This is a genomic window from Asticcacaulis currens (assembly GCF_028550395.1).
In the GTDB taxonomy this organism is placed as follows: Bacteria; Pseudomonadota; Alphaproteobacteria; order Caulobacterales; family Caulobacteraceae; genus Asticcacaulis; species Asticcacaulis currens.
The window spans coordinates 38388-57629 of sequence record NZ_JAQQKW010000011.1 but is presented as its reverse complement, the minus strand read 5'-3'; the positions used below and the strand labels follow the sequence as shown (position 1 = coordinate 57629).

At 63.7% G+C, this 19242-nt stretch carries 11 protein-coding genes; 7 read left to right on the top strand and 4 right to left on the bottom strand.

The window, feature by feature from the left end:
* Positions 1–172: 172 nt before the first annotated feature.
* On the bottom strand, positions 173–1192 hold the full coding sequence (locus PQU94_RS15695; RefSeq protein ID WP_338736362.1) for a 4-hydroxyproline epimerase: 1020 nt from the start codon (positions 1190–1192) through the stop codon (positions 173–175).
* Between the two features lie 258 nt (positions 1193–1450).
* Positions 1451–2365, bottom strand: coding sequence for a dihydrodipicolinate synthase family protein (locus PQU94_RS15690; RefSeq protein WP_272742379.1), 915 nt, complete (start codon positions 2363–2365; stop codon positions 1451–1453).
* A 77-nt stretch (positions 2366–2442) separates the two neighbouring features.
* Between PQU94_RS15690 and PQU94_RS15685 the strand changes: the two genes are divergently transcribed.
* From PQU94_RS15685 to PQU94_RS15670, 4 genes are all read left to right on the top strand, one after another.
* Positions 2443–3672: an NAD(P)/FAD-dependent oxidoreductase gene (locus PQU94_RS15685; RefSeq protein WP_272742378.1), complete on the top strand. Its 1230-nt coding sequence runs from the start codon at positions 2443–2445 to the stop codon at positions 3670–3672.
* Positions 3673–3683: 11 nt separating this feature from the next.
* Entirely contained in the window at positions 3684–4865 is a 1182-nt protein-coding gene (locus PQU94_RS15680) for a M24 family metallopeptidase (RefSeq protein WP_272742377.1), read from the top strand.
* 13 nt (positions 4866–4878) lie between these two features.
* Positions 4879–5043 carry a hypothetical protein gene (locus PQU94_RS15675; protein WP_272742376.1) on the top strand — a complete coding sequence of 55 codons (165 nt, stop codon included), beginning with the start codon at positions 4879–4881 and terminating at the stop codon, positions 5041–5043.
* Positions 5044–5211: 168 nt separating this feature from the next.
* A complete protein-coding gene (locus PQU94_RS15670) occupies positions 5212–8394 on the top strand; it encodes a glycoside hydrolase family 2 TIM barrel-domain containing protein (protein WP_272742375.1) in 3183 nt (1060 codons plus the stop codon).
* Here the strand turns inward: PQU94_RS15670 and PQU94_RS15665 are convergent.
* Together PQU94_RS15665 and PQU94_RS15660 are read right to left on the bottom strand one after the other, a co-directional pair.
* Positions 8388–9410, bottom strand: a complete 1023-nt coding sequence (locus PQU94_RS15665; RefSeq protein ID WP_272742374.1) for a LacI family DNA-binding transcriptional regulator — start codon at positions 9408–9410, stop codon at positions 8388–8390. The two genes, PQU94_RS15670 and PQU94_RS15665, sit on opposite strands and share 7 nt — an antisense overlap.
* A gap of 118 nt (positions 9411–9528) precedes the next feature.
* Positions 9529–11763, bottom strand: a complete 2235-nt coding sequence (locus tag PQU94_RS15660; protein ID WP_272742373.1) for a glycoside hydrolase family 3 C-terminal domain-containing protein — start codon at positions 11761–11763, stop codon at positions 9529–9531.
* 720 nt (positions 11764–12483) lie between these two features.
* Between PQU94_RS15660 and PQU94_RS15655 the strand changes: the two genes are divergently transcribed.
* The 3 genes from PQU94_RS15655 (at position 12484) to PQU94_RS15645 (ending at position 19238) form a co-directional block, all read left to right on the top strand.
* Positions 12484–14331 (top strand): carboxylesterase/lipase family protein, encoded by a 1848-nt coding sequence (locus tag PQU94_RS15655; RefSeq protein ID WP_272742372.1) that lies wholly within the window; start codon positions 12484–12486, stop codon positions 14329–14331.
* A gap of 81 nt (positions 14332–14412) precedes the next feature.
* Positions 14413–16713 carry a glycoside hydrolase family 3 C-terminal domain-containing protein gene (locus PQU94_RS15650; protein ID WP_272742371.1) on the top strand — a complete coding sequence of 767 codons (2301 nt, stop codon included), beginning with the start codon at positions 14413–14415 and terminating at the stop codon, positions 16711–16713.
* A gap of 158 nt (positions 16714–16871) precedes the next feature.
* The gene (locus PQU94_RS15645; protein ID WP_272742370.1) at positions 16872–19238 is read left to right on the top strand and encodes a S9 family peptidase; all 2367 of its coding nucleotides are present in this window, start codon (positions 16872–16874) and stop codon (positions 19236–19238) included.
* The last annotated feature ends 4 nt before the right edge of the window (positions 19239–19242 follow it).

Sequence of the window (19242 nt, the reverse complement as noted above, 5' to 3'; positions counted from 1 at the left end):
GGGTTTATATGTTATACGCTTCTGGTAACATTGTGTCGCTAACGCTAACAAGTCAATATCTGTAACCTGATTCTGCGTATAATGTGAGCCGCAAACCCTTTGTCACAAACGCCCGGAGCGGGCAACGGCTATCCGCGGCCCGCTCCGTTGACGGAGTGAGGGGGCTGAGCGGTCAGACGACCTGAAAACCGTCCCAGAACTGATCTTCGCGGTCGATCCAGATCGTGTTGAAGCCGGTTGAGATCGCCGAGCCTTCGATGGACGGGATGATGGCGGGCTGACCGTTGAGATCGACCTCTTTCGTCACCACGCCGGTAAAGCGGCTACAGATATAGCTCTGGTGGATAAAGGGCTCTCCCACCTTCAGGCGGCCCGTGGCGTGCAGGTGCGCCAGCCGCGCAGAGGTCCCGGTGCCGCAGGGCGAGCGGTCGATGGCGCGTTCGCCGTAAAAGACCGCGTTGCGACCGTGGGCGGGCGTCGCGTCCCCCTCCGCGTTTTTGGGGGCGTCGGCCCACAGGACGTGGCTGACGCCGCGAATGGTCGGGTCGAGCGGGTGCACGGGCTCATAGACCTCACGCACCAGGGCGCGGATGGTGCGGCTCAGTTCGATGAGGCGCGCGGCCCCCAGAGCGTCGAGGCCGGTATAGGGGCCGTCTTGGGTGGGCTCGATAATAGCGTAGTAGTTGCCGCCGTAAGAGACATCGAGCGTGATCGCGCCGAAGTCCGGCACGTCTATCTCAATACCGGTTTTGGCCAGATAGGCCGGGACATTGGTGATCCTGACCGCCGTCACCCTGGGGCCGTCGGTTTTATAGTCGATGTCGATAAGCCCGGCGGGCACTTCGAGCTTCAGCCTGCCCGGCGTGCGCGGCGTGATCAGGCCGTTTTCCAGCGCGAAGGTCACCATGCCGATGGTGCCGTGGCCGCACATGGGCAGGCAGCCGGAGGTTTCGATAAACAGGATACCGGCGTCGGTGTCCTCGCGCGTCGGCGGATAGAGGAAGCCGCCCGACATCATGTCGTGACCGCGCGGCTCATAACACAGTCCGGTCCGGATCCAGTCGAAGCGGGTCAGGAAGTCCTGCCGCCGTTCGGACATGCTGGTGCCGCGCAGCAGCGGCGCACCGCCCGCCACCAGACGCACCGGATTACCGGCGGTGTGACCATCAATGCAGAAGAAGGTGTGACGCATAGGGGGCCTCATAAAAAAGTCTCCCGATAAATCGGGATACTTTTTCATGTAAATCAATAAGGACGCGCCGGAACCGGAGCGCAATCCGATAAAGTGGCATCACTTTTCGGAAAAATTGCGCGACTACCAAAAAGTTGAGCCGATTTCGACTTAACCTAAGCGAAAAAGGCTCAACGGCGGCCCGTCGTTCCGGCGCGGATTTTATACCTCCCCGCTGTGCGGGGAGGCGGACCAGACCGCGTAGCGGTCTGGAGGTGCTTACGCCGCCTTGTTGATGCTCAGCGACGGGCGCGAGGCAGCGGCCTCTTCGACCATTTTGATGATCTGGGCGCGGCGCTCACCGATCAGCGGCATACGCGGCATCCGCACGCGCTCGGAGCCGCGACCCATGACCTGCTCGGCCAGCTTGATCGACTGCACCAGATCGTGCTCGGCATCGAGGTGCAGCAGCGGCAGGAACCAGCGATAGATTTCGAGCGCGGTCTTGGTGTCGCCCGCTTCCAGCGCCTTGACCAGCATGACGGATTCGTGCGGGAAGGCCGAGGTCAGGCCCGACACCCAGCCCTGCGCGCCCAGCAGCAGGCCTTCATAGGCCACGTCGTCGAGGCCGGCGAAGATCGAATAGCGGCTGCCAAAGGCGTTATAGACGTCGGTGAAGCGGCGCGTATCGGCGGCGGATTCCTTGATCGCCACGATGTTCTTCACCGGGCGCAGCGCTTCGAGCGCATCATTGCCGATATTGACGCGGTAGGCGGTCGGGTTGTTGTAGAGCATGATCGGCAGGGCGGTGGCATTGGCCACCTGCGTGAAGTGCTCAACCAGCTCATTCGTCTTCGGCACATAGACCATGGCCGGCAGCAGCATCAGGCCATTGGCACCGATTGTTTCGGCGTCGCGGGCAAAGGCGACGGCGCGCGGCGTGGTCAGTTCGGAGGTGCCGACGACGACCGGGACGCGACCGTTGACGACTTCGACGATGGCCGACAGCAGCATACGCTTTTCGTCGGGTTCCAGCGAATTGTTCTCGCCGCAGGTGCCGAGCGCGATAATGCCGGTCACGCCGTCCTTGATCAGGTCGTCAATTACGCGCTGGCTTTCCGGCACGTCAATGGATAGGTCTTCTTTGAATTGTGTGGTGACCGCCGGAAACACGCCGCGCCAATCGACATTCATTGTTTACTCCAACTGCTTGCGTAAGAATATATACCGTATACAATATGCGATGATGCGGCGCAAGAAGGAACGTGCATTTGTCTAGGGTCATCATTGTCGGGGGCGGAATCGTCGGTTTGTCCGTCGCCCTGGAACTCCAGAAACGCCGCGGTGACGTGACAGTGCTTGATCCGGAATCCCCCCGGAAGGGGGCATCATACGGCAATGCGGGCCATATTGCTATCGAACAGGTGGAGCCGCTGGCGTCGTGGGGTTTGATTCGCAGCGCATGGCGGCGCTGGTTCGCACGCGGCGGGGCCTTGTCTTTTCCCGCCGCTGGTGTTGCGGCGTGGTTACCCTTTGGTCTGCGGCTGATGGCCGCAGCCGCCCCGGCCCGCTTTGCCCACGGCAAGGCCGCCTTGTCGGCGCTGATGGGCGAGGCCATGCCGGCGTGGCGGCGGCTGGTGCAGTCGCTGGGTGCGCCCGACCTGATCTGCGAAGACGGCCACTATGTGGTCTGGGAGAGCGAGGCGTCGGCAAAGGCCGGTCTGGCCGCCTGGCGCGAGACGGATACCGGTTCGGCGCGTTTCCACGTCCTCACCCCGGACGAAAGGGCGGCGGTGTCGGCCCTGACGCCGCGCCCCCTGCACGGCGGCATCCGTTTTGAGAATACGGGTCAGGTCGCCGATAATGCGCGCCTGCTGGCCCAGATGGAGGCGGCGTTTCTTACGGCAGGCGGGCAGGTCGTGCGGCAAAAGGCGGTGGGGCTGAGCCTGCGCGACGGCCATGCGCAGGTCGAAAGCGATGACGGCCTGATGCGGGCGGCGGAATCGGTGATCATCTGTGCCGGGGCGCGCTCAAAGCCTTTGATGGAAGGGATCGGGCACGCGGTGCCGCTGATCGCTGAGCGCGGCTATCACATCCAGAGTGCCCGGCACGGCTGGCCCGCCGGGATGCCGCCCGTGGTGTTCGAGGACCGTTCGATGATCGTGACGGGCTTTGAGAGCGGTTTGCGCGCCGCCAGCTTTGTCGAACTGAACCGGCCCGATGCCCCGCCGGACGCGCGCAAGTGGCAGAGGCTGCGGCAACACGTCAGCGAACTGGGCCTGCCGATGGATAGCGAGGTGGCGGAATGGATGGGCATACGCCCCACCCTGCCGGACTATCTGCCCGCGATCGGCCGCAGCGACAAGGCGCAGAATCTCTACTATGCCTTCGGGCATCAGCATCTGGGCCTGACGCTCGGGCCTCTCACCGGCGAGATCGTCGCCGCCATGGTCGAAAGCGGCACGGGCCCGCAGGCCTTTGATATCAAGCGTTTTGCGTAAAGGATACGGATATGAGCATTGGCGGTTCCACCATCGAGGCCGAACTGGCGACGCTAAGCCCGCCGGTCGCGGCGGCGGCGATTGACGATTACGAATACCAGGCGCGTCTGGACAAGGCGCGGCGGCTGACGCGCGATATGGGCGCGAAGGCGCTGCTGATCGGGGCGGGGGCGTCTTTGCGCTATTTCGCCGGGGTGCCGTGGGGGGCGTCGGAGCGTCTGGTCGCCATGCTGCTGCCCGTCGATGGCGAGCCGCTGATCATCTGCCCCTATTTCGAGCGCGGGTCGCTGGAGGCCGATCTGAAGATTCCGGCGGAACTGCGCCTGTGGCAGGAGGACGAGAGCCCGCACGCCCTGATCCGATCGGCCATGCAGGACCTGGGCGGCGGTGTGCTGGCCGTCGATCCGGCGATCAGCTTCGAAATGGTCAGCCGCCTGATGCGCGAAACCGGCCTTGAGGTGCGCGAGGCCTCGGCGGTGATCAATGGCTGCCGCATGTATAAATCGGCGGCGGAACTGGCCCTGATGCAGCAGGCCAAGTCGATGACCGAAACCGTGCACCGGGCTACGGAGCGCATCCTGAAAGAGGGCATCACCACGACCGAGGTGATCAACTTTATCGAAGCCGCACACCGTAAGATGGGGGCGGCGGGCAACAGCTTCGTCATCGTGCAGTTCGGTCACGCCACCGCCTATCCGCACGGCCTGCCGGGGGTGCAGACCTTGCGCGAAAACGACCTCGTCCTGATCGACACGGGCTGCTACGTGCAGGGCTATACGTCCGACATCACCCGCACCTATGTCTATGGGCAGGCGACGGCGGAACAGCAGCGCATCTGGGACATCGAAAAGGAGGCGCAGGCCGCCGCCTTTGCCGCTGTCGAGGTGGGCAAGCCGTGCGAGAGCGTCGATTACGCGGCGCGCGCCATTCTGGAAAAGCACGGGCTGGGGCCGGATTATCAGTTGCCGGGCACGCCGCACCGCACGGGCCACGGGATTGGCCTGAGCATCCACGAACCGGCCTATCTGGTGCGCGGCGACCAGACGCCCTTGGCGCCCGGCATGTGCTTTTCCAACGAGCCGATGATCGTGGTGCCGGAGCGCTTCGGCATCCGTCTGGAAGACCATATGTATGTCACGGAATCAGGGGCGAAATGGTTTACGGAGCCACAACCGGCCATCGACCGGTTGTGAGGAGAAGCTCAACATGTCCGCATATGAGTCAGAATTCCGCGCTGAGGTCGAGGCGGCTCTCAAAGAGGCCAACGCCCCTGACGCAGTGTGGGTAACGCATGAAGAGGTCAAGGCCAATATGGAGCGTCAGAGACAGGCATTTTTGATCCGTCTTCGGGAGGCAGAACCGAAGACTTAGAGCATTCGTCGGCTCAGTTGAGCCGCCAAATGGCTCTAAGTTTTTGTTGGGTCGCGCAAATTTTCCGAAAAGTGCTATCCACTTTATGGGATTGAGCTCTAGATTCTACCATTGCCATATTGTATACCGTATAATAATCTGCCCGAAAACGACGAATAAGGGCAGATCATGGTCAGCAAGGTGGGGGCGCGGGGCGTCCTGTACGCGGTATCGGTGTCGTGTCTGGCGCTTGTGGCGGTAACGCCGGGGCAGGCTCAGACGGCGGCAGAGCTGAAGGCCATAGCCGAGGCTCCGCCGCCCGATGTCACCGGTCGCGCCGAGTGGGAGCAGCCCGAAGTCATGGCGGTCAATCGCCTGCCGATGAAGGCGACCTTCTTCAACTATGAGAGCGTGGAAAAGGCTGTGGCCGGGCAGATGGCGGCTTCGGCCAACTATCTGACGCTCGACGGCACCTGGAAATTTACCCTGTCCAAAACGCCGGAAAGCCGCCCGGTGGACTTCTATAAGCCCGACTTCGATGTCTCCGGCTGGGGCACGGTGCAGGTGCCCGGCATCCTTCAGGCGCAAGGCTATGGCGTGCCACTGTTCAGCGGGGCCGGCTATCCGTTCGGGGCCAATCAGCCCTATGTGCGCCACGAGGTGAACGAGGTCGGGTCCTATCGCCGCGACTTCGACCTGCCCGACTGGCGCGGCAAGGACGTCTTCCTGCATATCGGTGCGGCGGGGGCGGCCTATTATATCTGGGTCAATGGGCAGAAGGTCGGCTATTCCGAAGACTCCAAACTGCCGTCGGAATTCGACCTGACGCCCTATGTCCGGGCGGGTAAGAACACCATCAGCATCGAACTGTATCGCTACGCCGATGGCTCCTATCTGGAGGATCAGGACTTCTGGCGGCTGTCGGGCATCGAGCGCTCGGTCTATCTCTATGCCGAGCCCAAAACGCGGCTGGGCGACTATACGGTCACGGCTCTGCTCGACAAGACCTATACGGACGGCGTCTTCGCGCTGGAGGCCGAACTGAAAGGGGTCAAGGGGGCGGGGACCATCACCGCCACCCTTTATGACGGTAAGGCTGTGGTGCTGACGGCCAGAGGGCGCGCCACTACGGACAAGCCGGCGCACCTGTCGGGCACGATCAAAAACGTCAGACAATGGTCGGCGGAGACGCCGAACCTCTACCGCATGGTCATCGAATACCGTGACGCCAAAGGCGCTCTGGTCTCGGCCACCTCGAAAAAGATCGGCTTCCGCACCATTGAAATCCGCGATGGCGAGGTGCAGGTCAATGGCAAGCGCGTCATGATCAAGGGCGTCAACCGCCACGAGCACGACCCCCATACCTTCCGCGTCGTGTCGCCGGAAACGACGCGCAGGGACATGGAGCTGATGAAGCAGGCGCACGTCAATGCGCTGCGCATGTCGCACTATCCCAACGATCCGCACGTCTATGATCTGGCCGACGAATACGGCCTCTATGTGATGGATGAGGCCAATATCGAGAGCCATACCTATATGGCCATGATCGCCGACATCAATCAGCGCTACAAGGCGCAACTGGGCTATAAGCCGCACTGGTACGCGGCGCACCTCGACCGCGTGTCGCGCATGGTCGAACGCGACAAGAATGTCACCTCGGTCGTCTTCTGGTCGCTGGGCAATGAGGCGGGCATTGGCCCGGCCTTTGAGCGTGCGGCCGCATGGGTGCGGGCGCACGACAAGACTCGCCTGCTCAACTTTCTGGGCTATGGCACGATCGGCGAGGAGCACCGCCCCAATGCCTATGTCGATATCTACGCCCCCATGTACGACAGCCCCGTCAAGATGGCCGACTATGCGCAGGACAACCGCTACAGCCAGCCGATGATCCAGTGCGAATACGCCCACGCCATGGGCAACAGTCTGGGCAATCTGGAAGACTACTGGGAGACGATCCGCGCCTATAAGAAGCTGCAAGGCGGCTTTATCTGGGACTGGGTCGATCAGGCGGTTATCCGCAAGGACGACAAGGGTCGCGACTACTGGGCGCAGGGCTTCGACTTCCCCAAGGGCGAGTGGGAAGACGACTCGACCATCGGCGACGGCGTGGTGCAGGCCGACCGCACGCCGGACCCGGAATATTACGAGCTTCAGAAGGTCTATTCGCCGGTGGTGTTCGAAGGCGATCCCAAAACGGGGACGCTAACTGTCGTCAACCGCAACGACCTGATTGACCTGTCCGGCTATGCCTTTGGCTGGAAACTCGAAAAGGACGGGGTGACGGTGAAGACCCGCACCTTGACGGGCGTCAATGCCCCGGCGGCAGGCCGCGCGACGGTGCCGCTCGATCTCGGTACCATAAGCTATGACCCGGCAGCCGAATATGTGCTGACCGTTTCGGCCGTGGCCGCCGATGACCGTATGCCGGGCGTGCCGAAAGGCAGTTCGATGGGCTGGACGCAGTTTGTCCTTCAGACAGCGCGCCCGGCGGCCCTGACCGCCAGCGGGCCGGTGAAAGTCACCCGGACGGCGGCAACCGTCGAACTGAGCGCCGGGCCGTCGCGCCTGACGCTCGATGCCAAGACCGGCCTGCTGAGCGCCTATGCCGTCAACGGGCAGGTGCTGCTGAGCGGCGGTACGCCCTATTTCTGGCGCGGGCCGACCGATAATGATATTGGCACGGGCGTGGTGACCAGTCACGCCATCTGGAAGACCCTTAGCGAAAAGCGCACGCTGGAAACGCTGGAGGTGTCGGATGCGGGCGACGTCAAGGTCGGCTGGCGCGTCGGGGCGGGATCGGTGCGCTTTACGACCACCTGGCACCTCTATGGCGACGGCACGCTGGATGTGAAGGCCGACTATGTGCCGCTGCGTGACGACCTGCCCGATCCGCTGCGCGTCGGCCTGAAGTTTGCGACCAACCCCGCTCTGACCGATCTGCAGTGGTACGGGCGCGGGCCGCAGGAATCCTATGCTGATCGCAAGACCGGGGCGGCCATCGGCCTCTATCAGGGCAAGGTGGCCGATCAGTACCACAATTACATCCGCCCGCAGGAGTCGGGAAACAAGACGGATGTGCGCTGGATGGCCCTGACCACGGCGACGGGGCAGGGGGTGCGCGTCACCGGGCATCAGCCCCTGTCGGCCAATGCCCTGGCCTTCCCGGTTGAGGACCTCTATCAGCAGCCGGTGGGGCAGCGCCACTCGTCGGACATCGCGCCGCATGGCGACGGTACGCTGATGATCGACGCGCTTCAGACGGGTGTGGGCGGCGATACGGGGTGGAATACGGTCGGGCGTCCGCACGTCAAATACCGCATCCCCAATGCGCCGCTGAGTTATGGCTTTACGCTGCGCCCGCTGGGTCAGTGAGCGGGTGGGGCGGTGGTGCCGCGCACGATCAGGCTGAACTCCAGCCGGTGCGCTTCCTTGGTCCGCACGGCCAGATCACCGCCCAGCCCCTTGACCAGAATATCGACCGCGCGTTCGCCCATATCGGTTATCGGCTGACGGATGGTCGTCAGGGGCGGCCAGACGCTTTCGGCACCTGGGCTGTCGTCGAAGCCCACTATCGACAGGTCGGCCGGAATGGACAGGCCGAATTTCGCGGCGGCGGTCATCAGACCGAAGGCGACCAGATCGCTGCCCGCAAAGATGGCCGTCGGGCGGTCGGCCTGCCTGAGCAGGGTTTCGCCGGTTTCGATGGCGCCTTTGGCCGTGGCATTGCTGACCGTGATCAGCGGATAGGGCGGCACACAGCCCTTTTCTCGGAAGAAGCGCGTATAACCGTCATAGCGGTCGATACTGGCCCCCGTTTCCTGAAAGCCGACATACATGATCTGCCGGTGGCCCAGTTCCCACAGGTGGGCCATGACCTGTTCGGCGGCCTCCGTGTCGTTCATGTAGATGAAGGAGGAGCGTTCCAGCGCGACGCGCGGGGCGATGCGCACATAGGGGATGCCCAGTTCCTCGATAATATCGAGAATGAAGGGGCTGTCGCACATGGGGGGCGGCACGACGAGGGCATCGAAGCGCGACGAGCCGAGCCGGCGCAGCACGCTCTGCCGGTCCTCCGTCTCCATATCCCGGCACGACTCCATGATCATGTGATAGCCGTGACGGCGCGCGGCGCGCAGCACCCCCGTTTGCAAGGCGCTGTAGTAGTAGTGGATTTCGTCACTGAAGACGAGCAGCCCGACCAGATAGCTGCGCGAGCCGGGCAGAGACCGCGCGGCGGCATTGGGCTTGAAATTGTGCGCATCGACAATCGCCTGCACGCGGGCGCGCGTGGCGGCCCCGACGCCGGTTTCATGATTGAGCACGCGCGAGACCGTTTTGATGGAGACCTGCGCCTCCCGCGCAATATCAATAATGGTCAGTTTTCTCATGAGGCCGCGCAGGGTGGAGGAGATATATTTTTCCTCTGTTCTCAGACGAAGTAAACGCCTTTTATGCCCGGAGCGGATGTCAGACCCTGGCCCGACATCCGCTGCGGGTTCTGCTCTTTTAAGGTTTGCGGGTGGCGGCCTTCATCTGCGCGCTGGCGGTCAGGCCGGTATCCTCGGCGTCCTGGGCCACGGTGATCTCATAGCGACCGGCGGGCTGTACCCACTTCTGCGCCTTCGCATCAAAACGCGACAGCAGGCGCATATCGGCGGAGAGGGTGACGGTGGTGCTCTGACCGGGGGCTAGATCGACCTTGGAGAAGGCGATCAGACGCTTGGCCGGGCCGTCCGGCCTACGGTTGAGATAGACCTGCGGCGCGTCCTTGCCGCGCACGCTGCCCGTATTGGTGACCTTGAAACTGACGCTCAGGGTGTCGCCGCCCGTCACCTTGACATCGCTGTAGGCGAATGTGGTGTAGGACAGGCCATGGCCGAAGGGGAACAGCGCCTTTTGCCCCAGTGCGGCAAAGCGGCGATAGCCGACATCGGACCCTTCGTCATAGCGCACGTCGAAGACCTGACCGTCCGGCAGGCCCAGACCCGGCAGCTCGGCGCGCGGATACTGGGTGATGGCCGTGGGGAAGGTCACGGGCAGGTGGCCCGACGGATTGACCTTACCGGTCAGCACATCGGCAATGGCTTCGCCGCCGCGGTCGCCCGAATACCACGCTTCGACCACCGCCGGGGTCTGCTTCAGCCACGGCATGGCCACGGCCCCGCCGGTTTGCAGCACCACGACCGTCTTCGGATTGGCTTCGGCCAGAGCCGCGATCAGGGCGTCCTGACCGTTCGGCAGGCTGAGGTCCGGGGCGTCGTCGCCTTCGGCCATCCACTGATTAGCGAAGACGATCACAAGATCGGCCTCTTTGGCCTTGCGCGCCGCTTCGGCGGCATAGCGGCCCGTGTCGAAGCGGACGGTCGTCTGCGGCAGACGCTCCTTGAGCGCTTTCAGCGGCGAAGAGGGGTGGAAGTTCATGCGGTTAAAGGCCGCCATCATGCCTTCGCCACCGACGGGCAGGGCGATCTGTGCCGCGTCGGCGGTGACCTGAGACGAGCCGCCGCCGGACAGGACGCCCGCATCGGCGTGGCCGCCGACCACCAGAATGGTTTTGGCGCTGGCGGCCAGAGGCAGGAGGTTGCCCTCGTTTTTGAGCAGGACGATGCCTTCGGCGGCCGTCTGACGCGACACCTCGGCATTGGCGGCGCGATCGACGTTGACTGCGGGCGGCGCGTCGAACAGACCGGCGGCGAACATCGAGCGCAGGATGCGGCGGCTCATGTCGGAGACGCGGCTGGCGGGCACGGCCCCGGTCTGCACGGCGGCCTTCAGCGGATCACCGAACCACACCTGCTTGTCGAGCTGTTCGCCCGACTGCTGATCGAGACCTTTGAGCGCGAAATCCGTCGCCTTGACCGCCCCCCAGTCCGACATGACATAGCCCTTGAAGCCCCAGTCGGTCTTCAGAACCTTGTTGAGCAGGAAGTCGTTGCCGCAGGCATAGGCCCCGTTGACCAGATTATAGGCGCACATGACCGAGCCCGGCTGACCCACCTCATGCGCGATCTGAAAGGCCAGAAGGTCGGATTCGCGCATAGCGGCTTCGGAAATGACGCTGTTGGCGAAGTTGCGGCCCGTCTCCTGATCATTGACGGCAAAATGTTTCATGGTGGCGATCAGGTTCTGGCTCTGGATGCCCTTGATGGCCGCCCCGGCGATGTGCCCGGCCAACAGCGGGTCTTCGCCCGCATATTCGAAATTGCGCCCGCCGCGCGGATCCCGCGCCAGATTGACCCCGCCGGCCAGTTGCACATTGATGCCGCGCGAGCGCGCTTCCTGACCCACCACGACGCCGCCCTTATAGGCCAGGTCGGTATTGAAGGTGGCCGCCAGCAGCAGGCTGGAGGGCAGGGCGGTGGCCGTGTCGCCGGGGCGCACATTGCCGGGATTGGTGACGCCCAGAGACGCGTCGCTTTCCTGCTGCGCCGGAATGCCGAGGCGCGGCACACCGGCGATATAGCCCGCCGAGCCGATGGCCCCTTCGGGTAGCTTCATGCCGGGGAAGAAGGGGATGGCCATCGGGCCGTGCAGCAGGCCGAGGCGCTCATCCAGAGTCAGTTCCTTGTCCAGCAGGTTGGCGCGCTGATCGGGGCTGAGGGTGCGGTCCTGCCACGGCTTTGGCCCAGGGGCCTGAGGCGTGTTTTGAGCGTGGGTCGCCCCCACGCAGAGGGCCAGAAGCAGGGCGGTGGCCGAAGCGGCCCGCAGGGTTCTGGCGCGTAAAGCGGTCGTCTGTGTCATGATAGATCCCTGTTGTGTAAGCCCGTCCGGCGAGAGGGTCGCACGTCAGGCCATTGCTTTTATGTGGGCCGAAAGCCACGCGGGACACCGATCGGTCTGGCGCGAGCTCCGGGACGTTGCCGGGCAGAAAAGCGGCGTTTACGGCCATATTTTGGGACAACGTTGTCTCAAATAGTCGCGGTTTTTGCGCTTCGTCAAGGGTTTTTGCCTCCCCTGACCCCAGGCGAGGCACCGATGCGAGGGTCTGGCTTTCACGGGGGAGAGGTGTAATTTACGTATAAAAGCCTTGCCCGAAGGGGGCGGGTCACCGGTGCGCGTCCCGCGCTTAAAATCGCTGAGCACCTTATTAAAACACTTTATTTTTAAGAATTCTTTGGTCTTTCCGGGGCGGCGGTGACGGTCGGCGGCACGGGTCAGTCTTTGGCGCGGCGCCCTTGTGGGGCAAAAGTCTCCGTCCTTTCAATGGTCTCTCAGTTCGGGCGAAGGGTCGATGGTCTGCGTATTGACAACGTTATCCTAATTCGTCAGGCTGTGGGGACGTGGAAACGGTTGAGCGGGGATGGCTTCAGCCGCAGGGGCAGGGCCTTCGGGGCGGTCACCTCTGTCGGGCGGGAAGATGACCTGGGCTCGGGCCGCCACGGCGTCCACAGTGATGACCCTATAAAAACAAGACCCCACAGGGGTCACAGGCGAGGAAACAACATGGCTAAAGTGTCGCTTATGTCCGCCAGCCGTATGGCGCTGGCGATGGTTGCCGGTAGCGCGGTGACAATGTCCGCCCTGCCGGTTCTGGCGGCCGCACAGGCGCCGGTCGAAACGGTGTATGGTGCGGTGAAAGGGGTCACCGCCGACGGGGTGGAATCGTTTAAGGGCATCCGCTTTGCCGCCCCGCCGCTGGGCGAACTGCGCTGGCGTGCGCCGCAGCCCGCCCCCAAATGGTCGGGGGTCAAGCTGGCCGACACCTTCGGCAATGACTGTATGCAGACGCCGTTCGGCGGGGATGCCGCCCCCTTGGGGGCGAAACCGGCCGAAGACTGTCTGTACGTCAATGTGTGGCGTCCGGCCGGGGCCACCAAGAGCGCCAAACTGCCTGTCATCTTCTGGATCTATGGCGGCGGTTTCGTCAATGGCGGTTCGTCGCCTTCGGTCTATGACGGCTCGTCCTTCGCCCGCAAGGGCGTCATCATGGTCAGCGCCAACTACCGTCTGGGGCGCTTCGGCTTCTTCGGCTTCCCGCAACTGACCAAGGACAATAAGGATAACGGCCTGCTCGGCAATTACGGCTATATGGACCAGATCGCCGCGCTGAAATGGGTCAAGGCCAATATCGCGGCCTTTGGCGGGGACCCGGACAATGTCACCATCTTCGGTGAGTCCGCCGGGGGCGGTTCGGTGCACACCCTGATGACCTCGACCCAGTCGCAGGGCCTGTTCGCCCGCGCCATCGTGCAGTCGGGCGGCGGGCGCGGCAATTTGATGGGCAACCGCACCCTGTCCGAAGACAAGCCCGGCCTGCCGTCGGCGGAAACGCTCGGCGTCAATTTCGCGCGGCGCAAGGGCATTCAGGGCACAGGGCCGGAGGCGCTGGCGGCGCTGCGCAGCCTGACGGCGGAAGATGTCAATGACGGCCTGGGCATGATGACCATGAGTCAGGCCACGCAGACCTATGGCGGCCCGATGGTCGATGGCGTTATCGTCAGCGACTCGCCGCAGGCCGTCTATGAGGCCGGGCGTCAGGCCAAGGTGCCCTTCATGATCGGGGCGGTCACCGCCGATATCGGCTTTGGCTTTGCGCCCAGCAAGGACGCAGCGTTTGCCGCCTTCGGTCCGCTGGCCGACAAGGCGCGCGCCGCCTACGATCCGGACGGCAGCAAGTCCTTGCAGCAGGTCAATACCGAAATCGCCATGGACAAAACCATGGTCGAGCCGTCGCGCTTCGTGGCGGCCACGCTGGCGGCGCAGGGCCTTCCGGCCTATGAGTTCCGCTTCGGCTACGTGGCGGAATCGATGAAGGCGGAATGGAAGACGGGCACGCCGCACGCCACCGAAATCCCCTATGTCATGAACACGGTCAAGGCCAAGTACGGTGACAAGCTGACGGCGGCTGACGCGAAGATCGCCGATCAGACCAACAGCTACTGGGCCAATTTCGCCAAGACGGGCAATCCCAACGGCCCGGGCCTGCCCCACTGGCCGGCCTATGACGCGGCGAAGGACGAGCTGATGCTGTTCACCGCCGAAGGCGTGCCGGTCAGTCAGGTCGATCCGTGGAAGGCGCGCATGGAGGTCACGGCCGCGGCGGCGTCCCTGCCGCCCGCGCCGCCGCCGCCGACGCGTACCGCCGATGGCCATTTCGGCAGCAAGGTGTCGCCGCTGGGGGATATGCTCGACGATGCCGCGGCCAAGGCCGTGCTGAGCAAACATATTCCCGACGTGGTGAACAGCCCGCAGATCGGTATGGCGCGGGGCCTGACCCTGCTGGCGCTTCAGGCCTATATCCCCAGCCTGACCGACGCCCTTCTGGCGAAGATCGACGGTGATCTGGCGGCCCTTCCGGCCAAAAAATAAGCCCAAAAAAAAGACCGTCTGGCGCGCGCCCGGCAGCGGGGGCTCGCCAGACCTCATAATCCTATCGACAGGGAATTCAGGATGACGTTCGTGAAGCGCTCTCTCATTGCCACGGTCGCCCTTGGCGCCATGCTTGTGTCCGCGGCTCCCGCTCTGGCGCAGTTCGGCCCGCCGCCGCCCCCGCCGCCGCCCAAGGCAACGCCGTGGACAAACACGGCGCTCGATGCCCATACGCGCGCCGAGCTCCTGCTGAAGGAGATGACGCAGACCGAGAAACTGGCCCTGCTGATGGGGCATTTCGGCACCAATGCCGAATGGATGAACCTGCGCGGCGATATTCCGGGTCTGGGGTGGAAGATGCCGGCGGAGGCCCGTCCGCAATCGGCCGGTTTCGTCTTCGGTGTGCCGCGTCTGGGCATCCCGAACCAGTGGCAGGCCGATGCCGGTATCGGTGTCGCCTCTCAGGCCGGGCCGGCGCCGCGCCTGCGTACCGCCCTGCCGTCGGGGTTGGCCACCGCCGCCACCTGGGACCGTCAGATGGCCTTTGCCGGCGGGGCGATGATCGGCCGCGAAGCGCGCCTGTCGGGCTTCAATGTGTTACTGGCGGGCAGCGTCAATCTGGCCCGCGAACCGCGCAATGGCCGCAATTTCGAGTATGGCGGCGAAGACCCGCTGCTGGCCGGGGTCATGGTGGGTGAGCAGATTCGCGGCATCCAGTCGAACCAGATCATTTCGACGCTCAAACACTTTGCCTTCAACGATCAGGAAACGCACCGCAACTCGGCCTCGGCCAATATTTCGGACAAGGCGGGGCGCGAATCCGACCTGCTGGCCTTTCAGTACGCGCTGGAAGTCGGCAAGCCGGGGGCCGTGATGTGCGCCTATAACCGCGTCAATGGCGTCTATGCCTGCGAGAACGATTACCTGCTCAATACGGTGCTGAAAAAGGACTGGGGCTTCAGCGGCTTCGTCATGTCGGACTGGGGCGCGACCCATTCGACCATTCCCGCTGCCAATGCCGGCCTCGATCAGCAATCGGGCTATCCGTTCGACAAGGCCCCCTATTTCGCGGGCGCGCTGGCCGATGCGGTCAACAGCGGTCAGGTGCCGGAGGCGCGCCTCGATGACATGGCGCGGCGTGTCCTGTGGGCCCTGTTCTCGACCGGGGCCTTCGACAAGGCCGTCGAGGTGAAGGAGGCCGAGATCGACTTTGCCGCGCACGGCAAGGTGTCGCAGGCCGACGCCGAAGCGGGCATGGTGCTGCTGAAAAACGAGGGCGTCCTGCCGCTGGCTGCCAGTGCCAGAAAGATCGTCGTGCTGGGTGGCTATGCGGATCGTGGCGTGCTGTCGGGCGGCGGTTCGTCTCAGGTCTATGGCCACGGCGGCAATCCGGTGGCCGATCTCAACCTGGGGCCCAAATTCTTCCCCGGCCCGGTGACCTATTATCCGGATGCGCCGGTGGCCGCGCTCAAGCGTCTCACCAGGGCCGAGGTGGTCTATGACGACGGCAAGGACCTCAAGGCGGCTGCCGAACTGGCCCGCAGCGCCGATGTGGTCATCGTTTTCGGCACCCAATGGACCGCCGAGGCGATAGACGCGGCACTGAAACTCGATCAGAACGGCGACGCCCTGATCGAGGCCGCGGCTGCGGCCAATCCCAACACCATCGTCGTGCTGCAAACTGGCGGACCGGTGCTGATGCCGTGGCTGTCGAAGACACGCGCCGTGCTGGAGGCCTGGTATCCGGGAACGCAGGGCGGGACGGCCATTGCCCGCGTCCTGACCGGGGCGGTGTCGCCGTCGGGCCGCCTGCCTCTCACCTTCCCGGTGTCGCTGGATCAGTTGCCGCGACCGGTGCTCGACGGGCTGGGCCAGCCGGACAAGCCCGTGACCCAGATCAATTACGAGATCGAAGGGGCCGCTGTGGGTTATAAATGGTTCGACCGGCAAAACCTCAAACCCCTGTTCGCCTTCGGCCACGGCCTGACCTATTCGCGATTCGCCTATAAGGGCCTGAAGGCCGATCTGCGCGACGGTACCCTGTCGGTCAGCCTCACGGTCGCCAATACCGGCAAGCGGGCCGCTGCCGATGTGCCGCAAATCTATGTGGCGGCCCCGCAGGCGGCGGGCTGGGAAGCGCCCAAGCGTCTGGCGGGCTGGGACAAGGTGGCGCTGAAACCGGGGCAGAGCCGCACCGTGACCGTGCCGGTCGATCCGCGCACCCTCGCCACCTACGATCCGGCGGGCCGCCTGTGGCGGATCAGGGCCGGTACCTACACGGTGGCGGTTGGGTCGGCGGCAGATGCTCTCGGCCCGAAGGTCGAGGTGACGCTGCCGGAGGCGACCTTCGATGTGAAAGGGCAGCGACTCGCCGGAAACTGATGGTTTCCTGGCGACGCGCCTGCGCCGGTCCGGCTCCCCCCGGACCGGCTTTTCTTATGGTGGCTTCCGGCAAAACGCCGGGGCCACACGATAGGTTGACTTATTTGTATATAATATACAAAATGCCCTTTTGTGGTGATGCGAAGGGGCAGAGGGTCATGAAGCGTTGCGTCCGGATTTCGGCCCTTGTGGCCCTGAGCCTTCTGAACAGCACGGCCCTGATGCCCACCGGGGCGGTGGCGCAGACACTGGCCGCCAAGGCTGCCCCCAGCGTGACCGCCTACGAAAAAGCCATCGGCCTGCGCGAAGCGTGGTCCGGTCTGACGCGCGATATAGCCGAACCGGCGCAATGGCTGGATGGCACGCAGACCTTCATCTACCGCAAGACGGTCGCAGGCGGGTTTCAGTTCATCCGTATGGACGCGGCGACGGGGCAGAAGCAGGTGGCCTTCGACCACGACCGGCTGGCCGCGGCCTTCAATGCGGCGGCGGGCACGGCGTTCAGCGGCCTGACCCTGCCGTTCACGCCGCCCTTTTCGATGACGCAGTTCAGCGATGGCGGCCAAAAGGTCGCTATCCGCTGGGATGAGGCGATGTGGTCTTGCGATCTCGTGGCCTATCTATGTGAAAAGACCGTGGACCGGCGGCAGGATCGCGGCTTTTCCGGCGTGGTGCGCGACCTCAGATCACCGGCTGACAATACGCCCAAACCCTCACCGGACGGTCAGTGGCTGGCCTTTGTCGAAGGCTTCAACCTCGTCATCCGTCCCGGCGCCGGGGGCGAGACGATCCGCCTGTCCACCGACGGGTCGCAGGGGCAGTTCTACGATCCGGAATCGATCCAGTGGTCGCCGGATTCGCAAAAGATCATCGCCTATCGCGTCCAGCCGGGCTTTCGCCGCGAAGTGGTGCGGGTCATCTCCTCGCCCCCCGATCAGGTGCAGCCCAAGGTCGATACCCAGCTCTATGTGAAACCCGGCGACCCTATCGACATCGACCGGCCCGTGCTGTTCGAGGTCAGGACGCGCCGTCAGATCGAGATTGCCACCGATCTCTTCCCCAATCCCCTGTCGCTGAGCCATCTGAGCTGGCGCAAGGACAGTCGCGGCCTGCGCTTTGAGTATGATCAGCGCGGCCATCAGATCTATCGCTTGATCGAGGCCGATGCGGCGACGGGCCGGACGCGCGTCGTGGCCGAGGACCGCTCGGACACCTTCATCAACAGCTACAGCCGACGCTTCAGCTACGATGTGGGGGGTGAGGGGCGCGAGCTGATCTGGATGTCGGAGCGCGACGGCTGGAACCACCTCTATCTGTACGACGCCATGACCGGCCAGGTGAAGACGCAGATCACGAAGGGTGAATATGTGGTGCGTCAGGTGCTGAAGGTCGATGACAAGGCGCGCCAGATCTATTTCGCCGCCAACGGCAGGCGTAAGGGCGAAGACCCGTACTTCCAGCACTATTACCGCGTGGATTTCGACGGCAGAAATCTGACACCGCTGACCACGGCCCCGGCTTATCACGATGTCAGCGTCTCGTCGGACATGCAGTACTATACCGACACCTATTCGCGGGTGGACCTGCCCAATGTGATGGAGCTGCGCCGGGTGGCGGACCGCAGCCTTGTCACCACGGTCGAAAATGGCGATATTTCGCGCCTGACGGCGGCGGGCTTCAAACCGCCGGAGGTGTTTACGGCGAAAGGTCGTGACGGCAAAACCGATATCTGGGGCGTCATCGTGCGCCCGACCAATTTCGATCCGAACACAAAATACCCGGTCATTGAAAACATCTATGCGGGGCCGCATTCGTCCTTTGTGCCCAAGACCTTCTGGCCCTTCGGCCCGCACTCCAGCGGCGACAAGGTGATCGGCATGCAGTCTCTGGCCAATATGGGCTTCATTGTGGTGCAGATCGACGGCATGGGGACGCTGAACCGTTCCAAGGCCTTTCATGATGTGGCGTGGAAAAACCTTCAGGATGCGGGTTTCCCCGATCGCATCGCCTGGCACAGGGCGGTGGCCGCCCGTTACCCTTATTACGACATCAGCCGGGTCGGCATCTATGGCGGCTCGGCGGGCGGGCAGAACACGCTGAGCGCCCTTGAGGAATATCCTGACTTCTACAAGGCCGGGGTCGCCTATGCCGGCTGTTACGATAACCGCATGGACAAGATCGACTGGAATGAGGCGTGGATGGGCTGGCCCGTCGATGCCAGCTATGCCCGCGCTTCGGGGGTCGAAAACGCCCATAAGCTGAAGGGCGACCTGCTGCTGGTCGTCGGCGAACTGGACATGAATGTCGATCCGGCTTCCACGCTTCAGGTGGTCAATGCCCTCATCAAATCGCGCAAGGATTTCGACCTGATCGTGGCGCCGAACGAAGGCCACGGTGCCTTGCGCAATACGGGCGATGTCAATTACGGCCTGCGCCGTCAGTACGACTTCTTCATCCGCCACCTGCAAGGCGAAGCGACTCCGGCGTGGAATGCGCGCCCTGACACCCTGCCGAAAACGAAGTGACAAG

Coding starts and splice junctions, on each gene's coding strand:
- PQU94_RS15695 (WP_338736362.1), bottom strand. CDS start 1,192: ATGCGTCACACCTTCTTCTGCATTGATGGTCACACCGCCGGTAATCCG.
- PQU94_RS15690 (WP_272742379.1), bottom strand. CDS start 2,365: ATGAATGTCGATTGGCGCGGCGTGTTTCCGGCGGTCACCACACAATTC.
- PQU94_RS15680 (WP_272742377.1), top strand. CDS start 3,684: ATGAGCATTGGCGGTTCCACCATCGAGGCCGAACTGGCGACGCTAAGC.
- PQU94_RS15675 (WP_272742376.1), top strand. CDS start 4,879: ATGTCCGCATATGAGTCAGAATTCCGCGCTGAGGTCGAGGCGGCTCTC.
- PQU94_RS15670 (WP_272742375.1), top strand. CDS start 5,212: ATGGTCAGCAAGGTGGGGGCGCGGGGCGTCCTGTACGCGGTATCGGTG.
- PQU94_RS15665 (WP_272742374.1), bottom strand. CDS start 9,410: ATGAGAAAACTGACCATTATTGATATTGCGCGGGAGGCGCAGGTCTCC.
- PQU94_RS15660 (WP_272742373.1), bottom strand. CDS start 11,763: ATGACACAGACGACCGCTTTACGCGCCAGAACCCTGCGGGCCGCTTCG.
- PQU94_RS15655 (WP_272742372.1), top strand. CDS start 12,484: ATGTCCGCCAGCCGTATGGCGCTGGCGATGGTTGCCGGTAGCGCGGTG.
- PQU94_RS15650 (WP_272742371.1), top strand. CDS start 14,413: ATGACGTTCGTGAAGCGCTCTCTCATTGCCACGGTCGCCCTTGGCGCC.
- PQU94_RS15645 (WP_272742370.1), top strand. CDS start 16,872: ATGAAGCGTTGCGTCCGGATTTCGGCCCTTGTGGCCCTGAGCCTTCTG.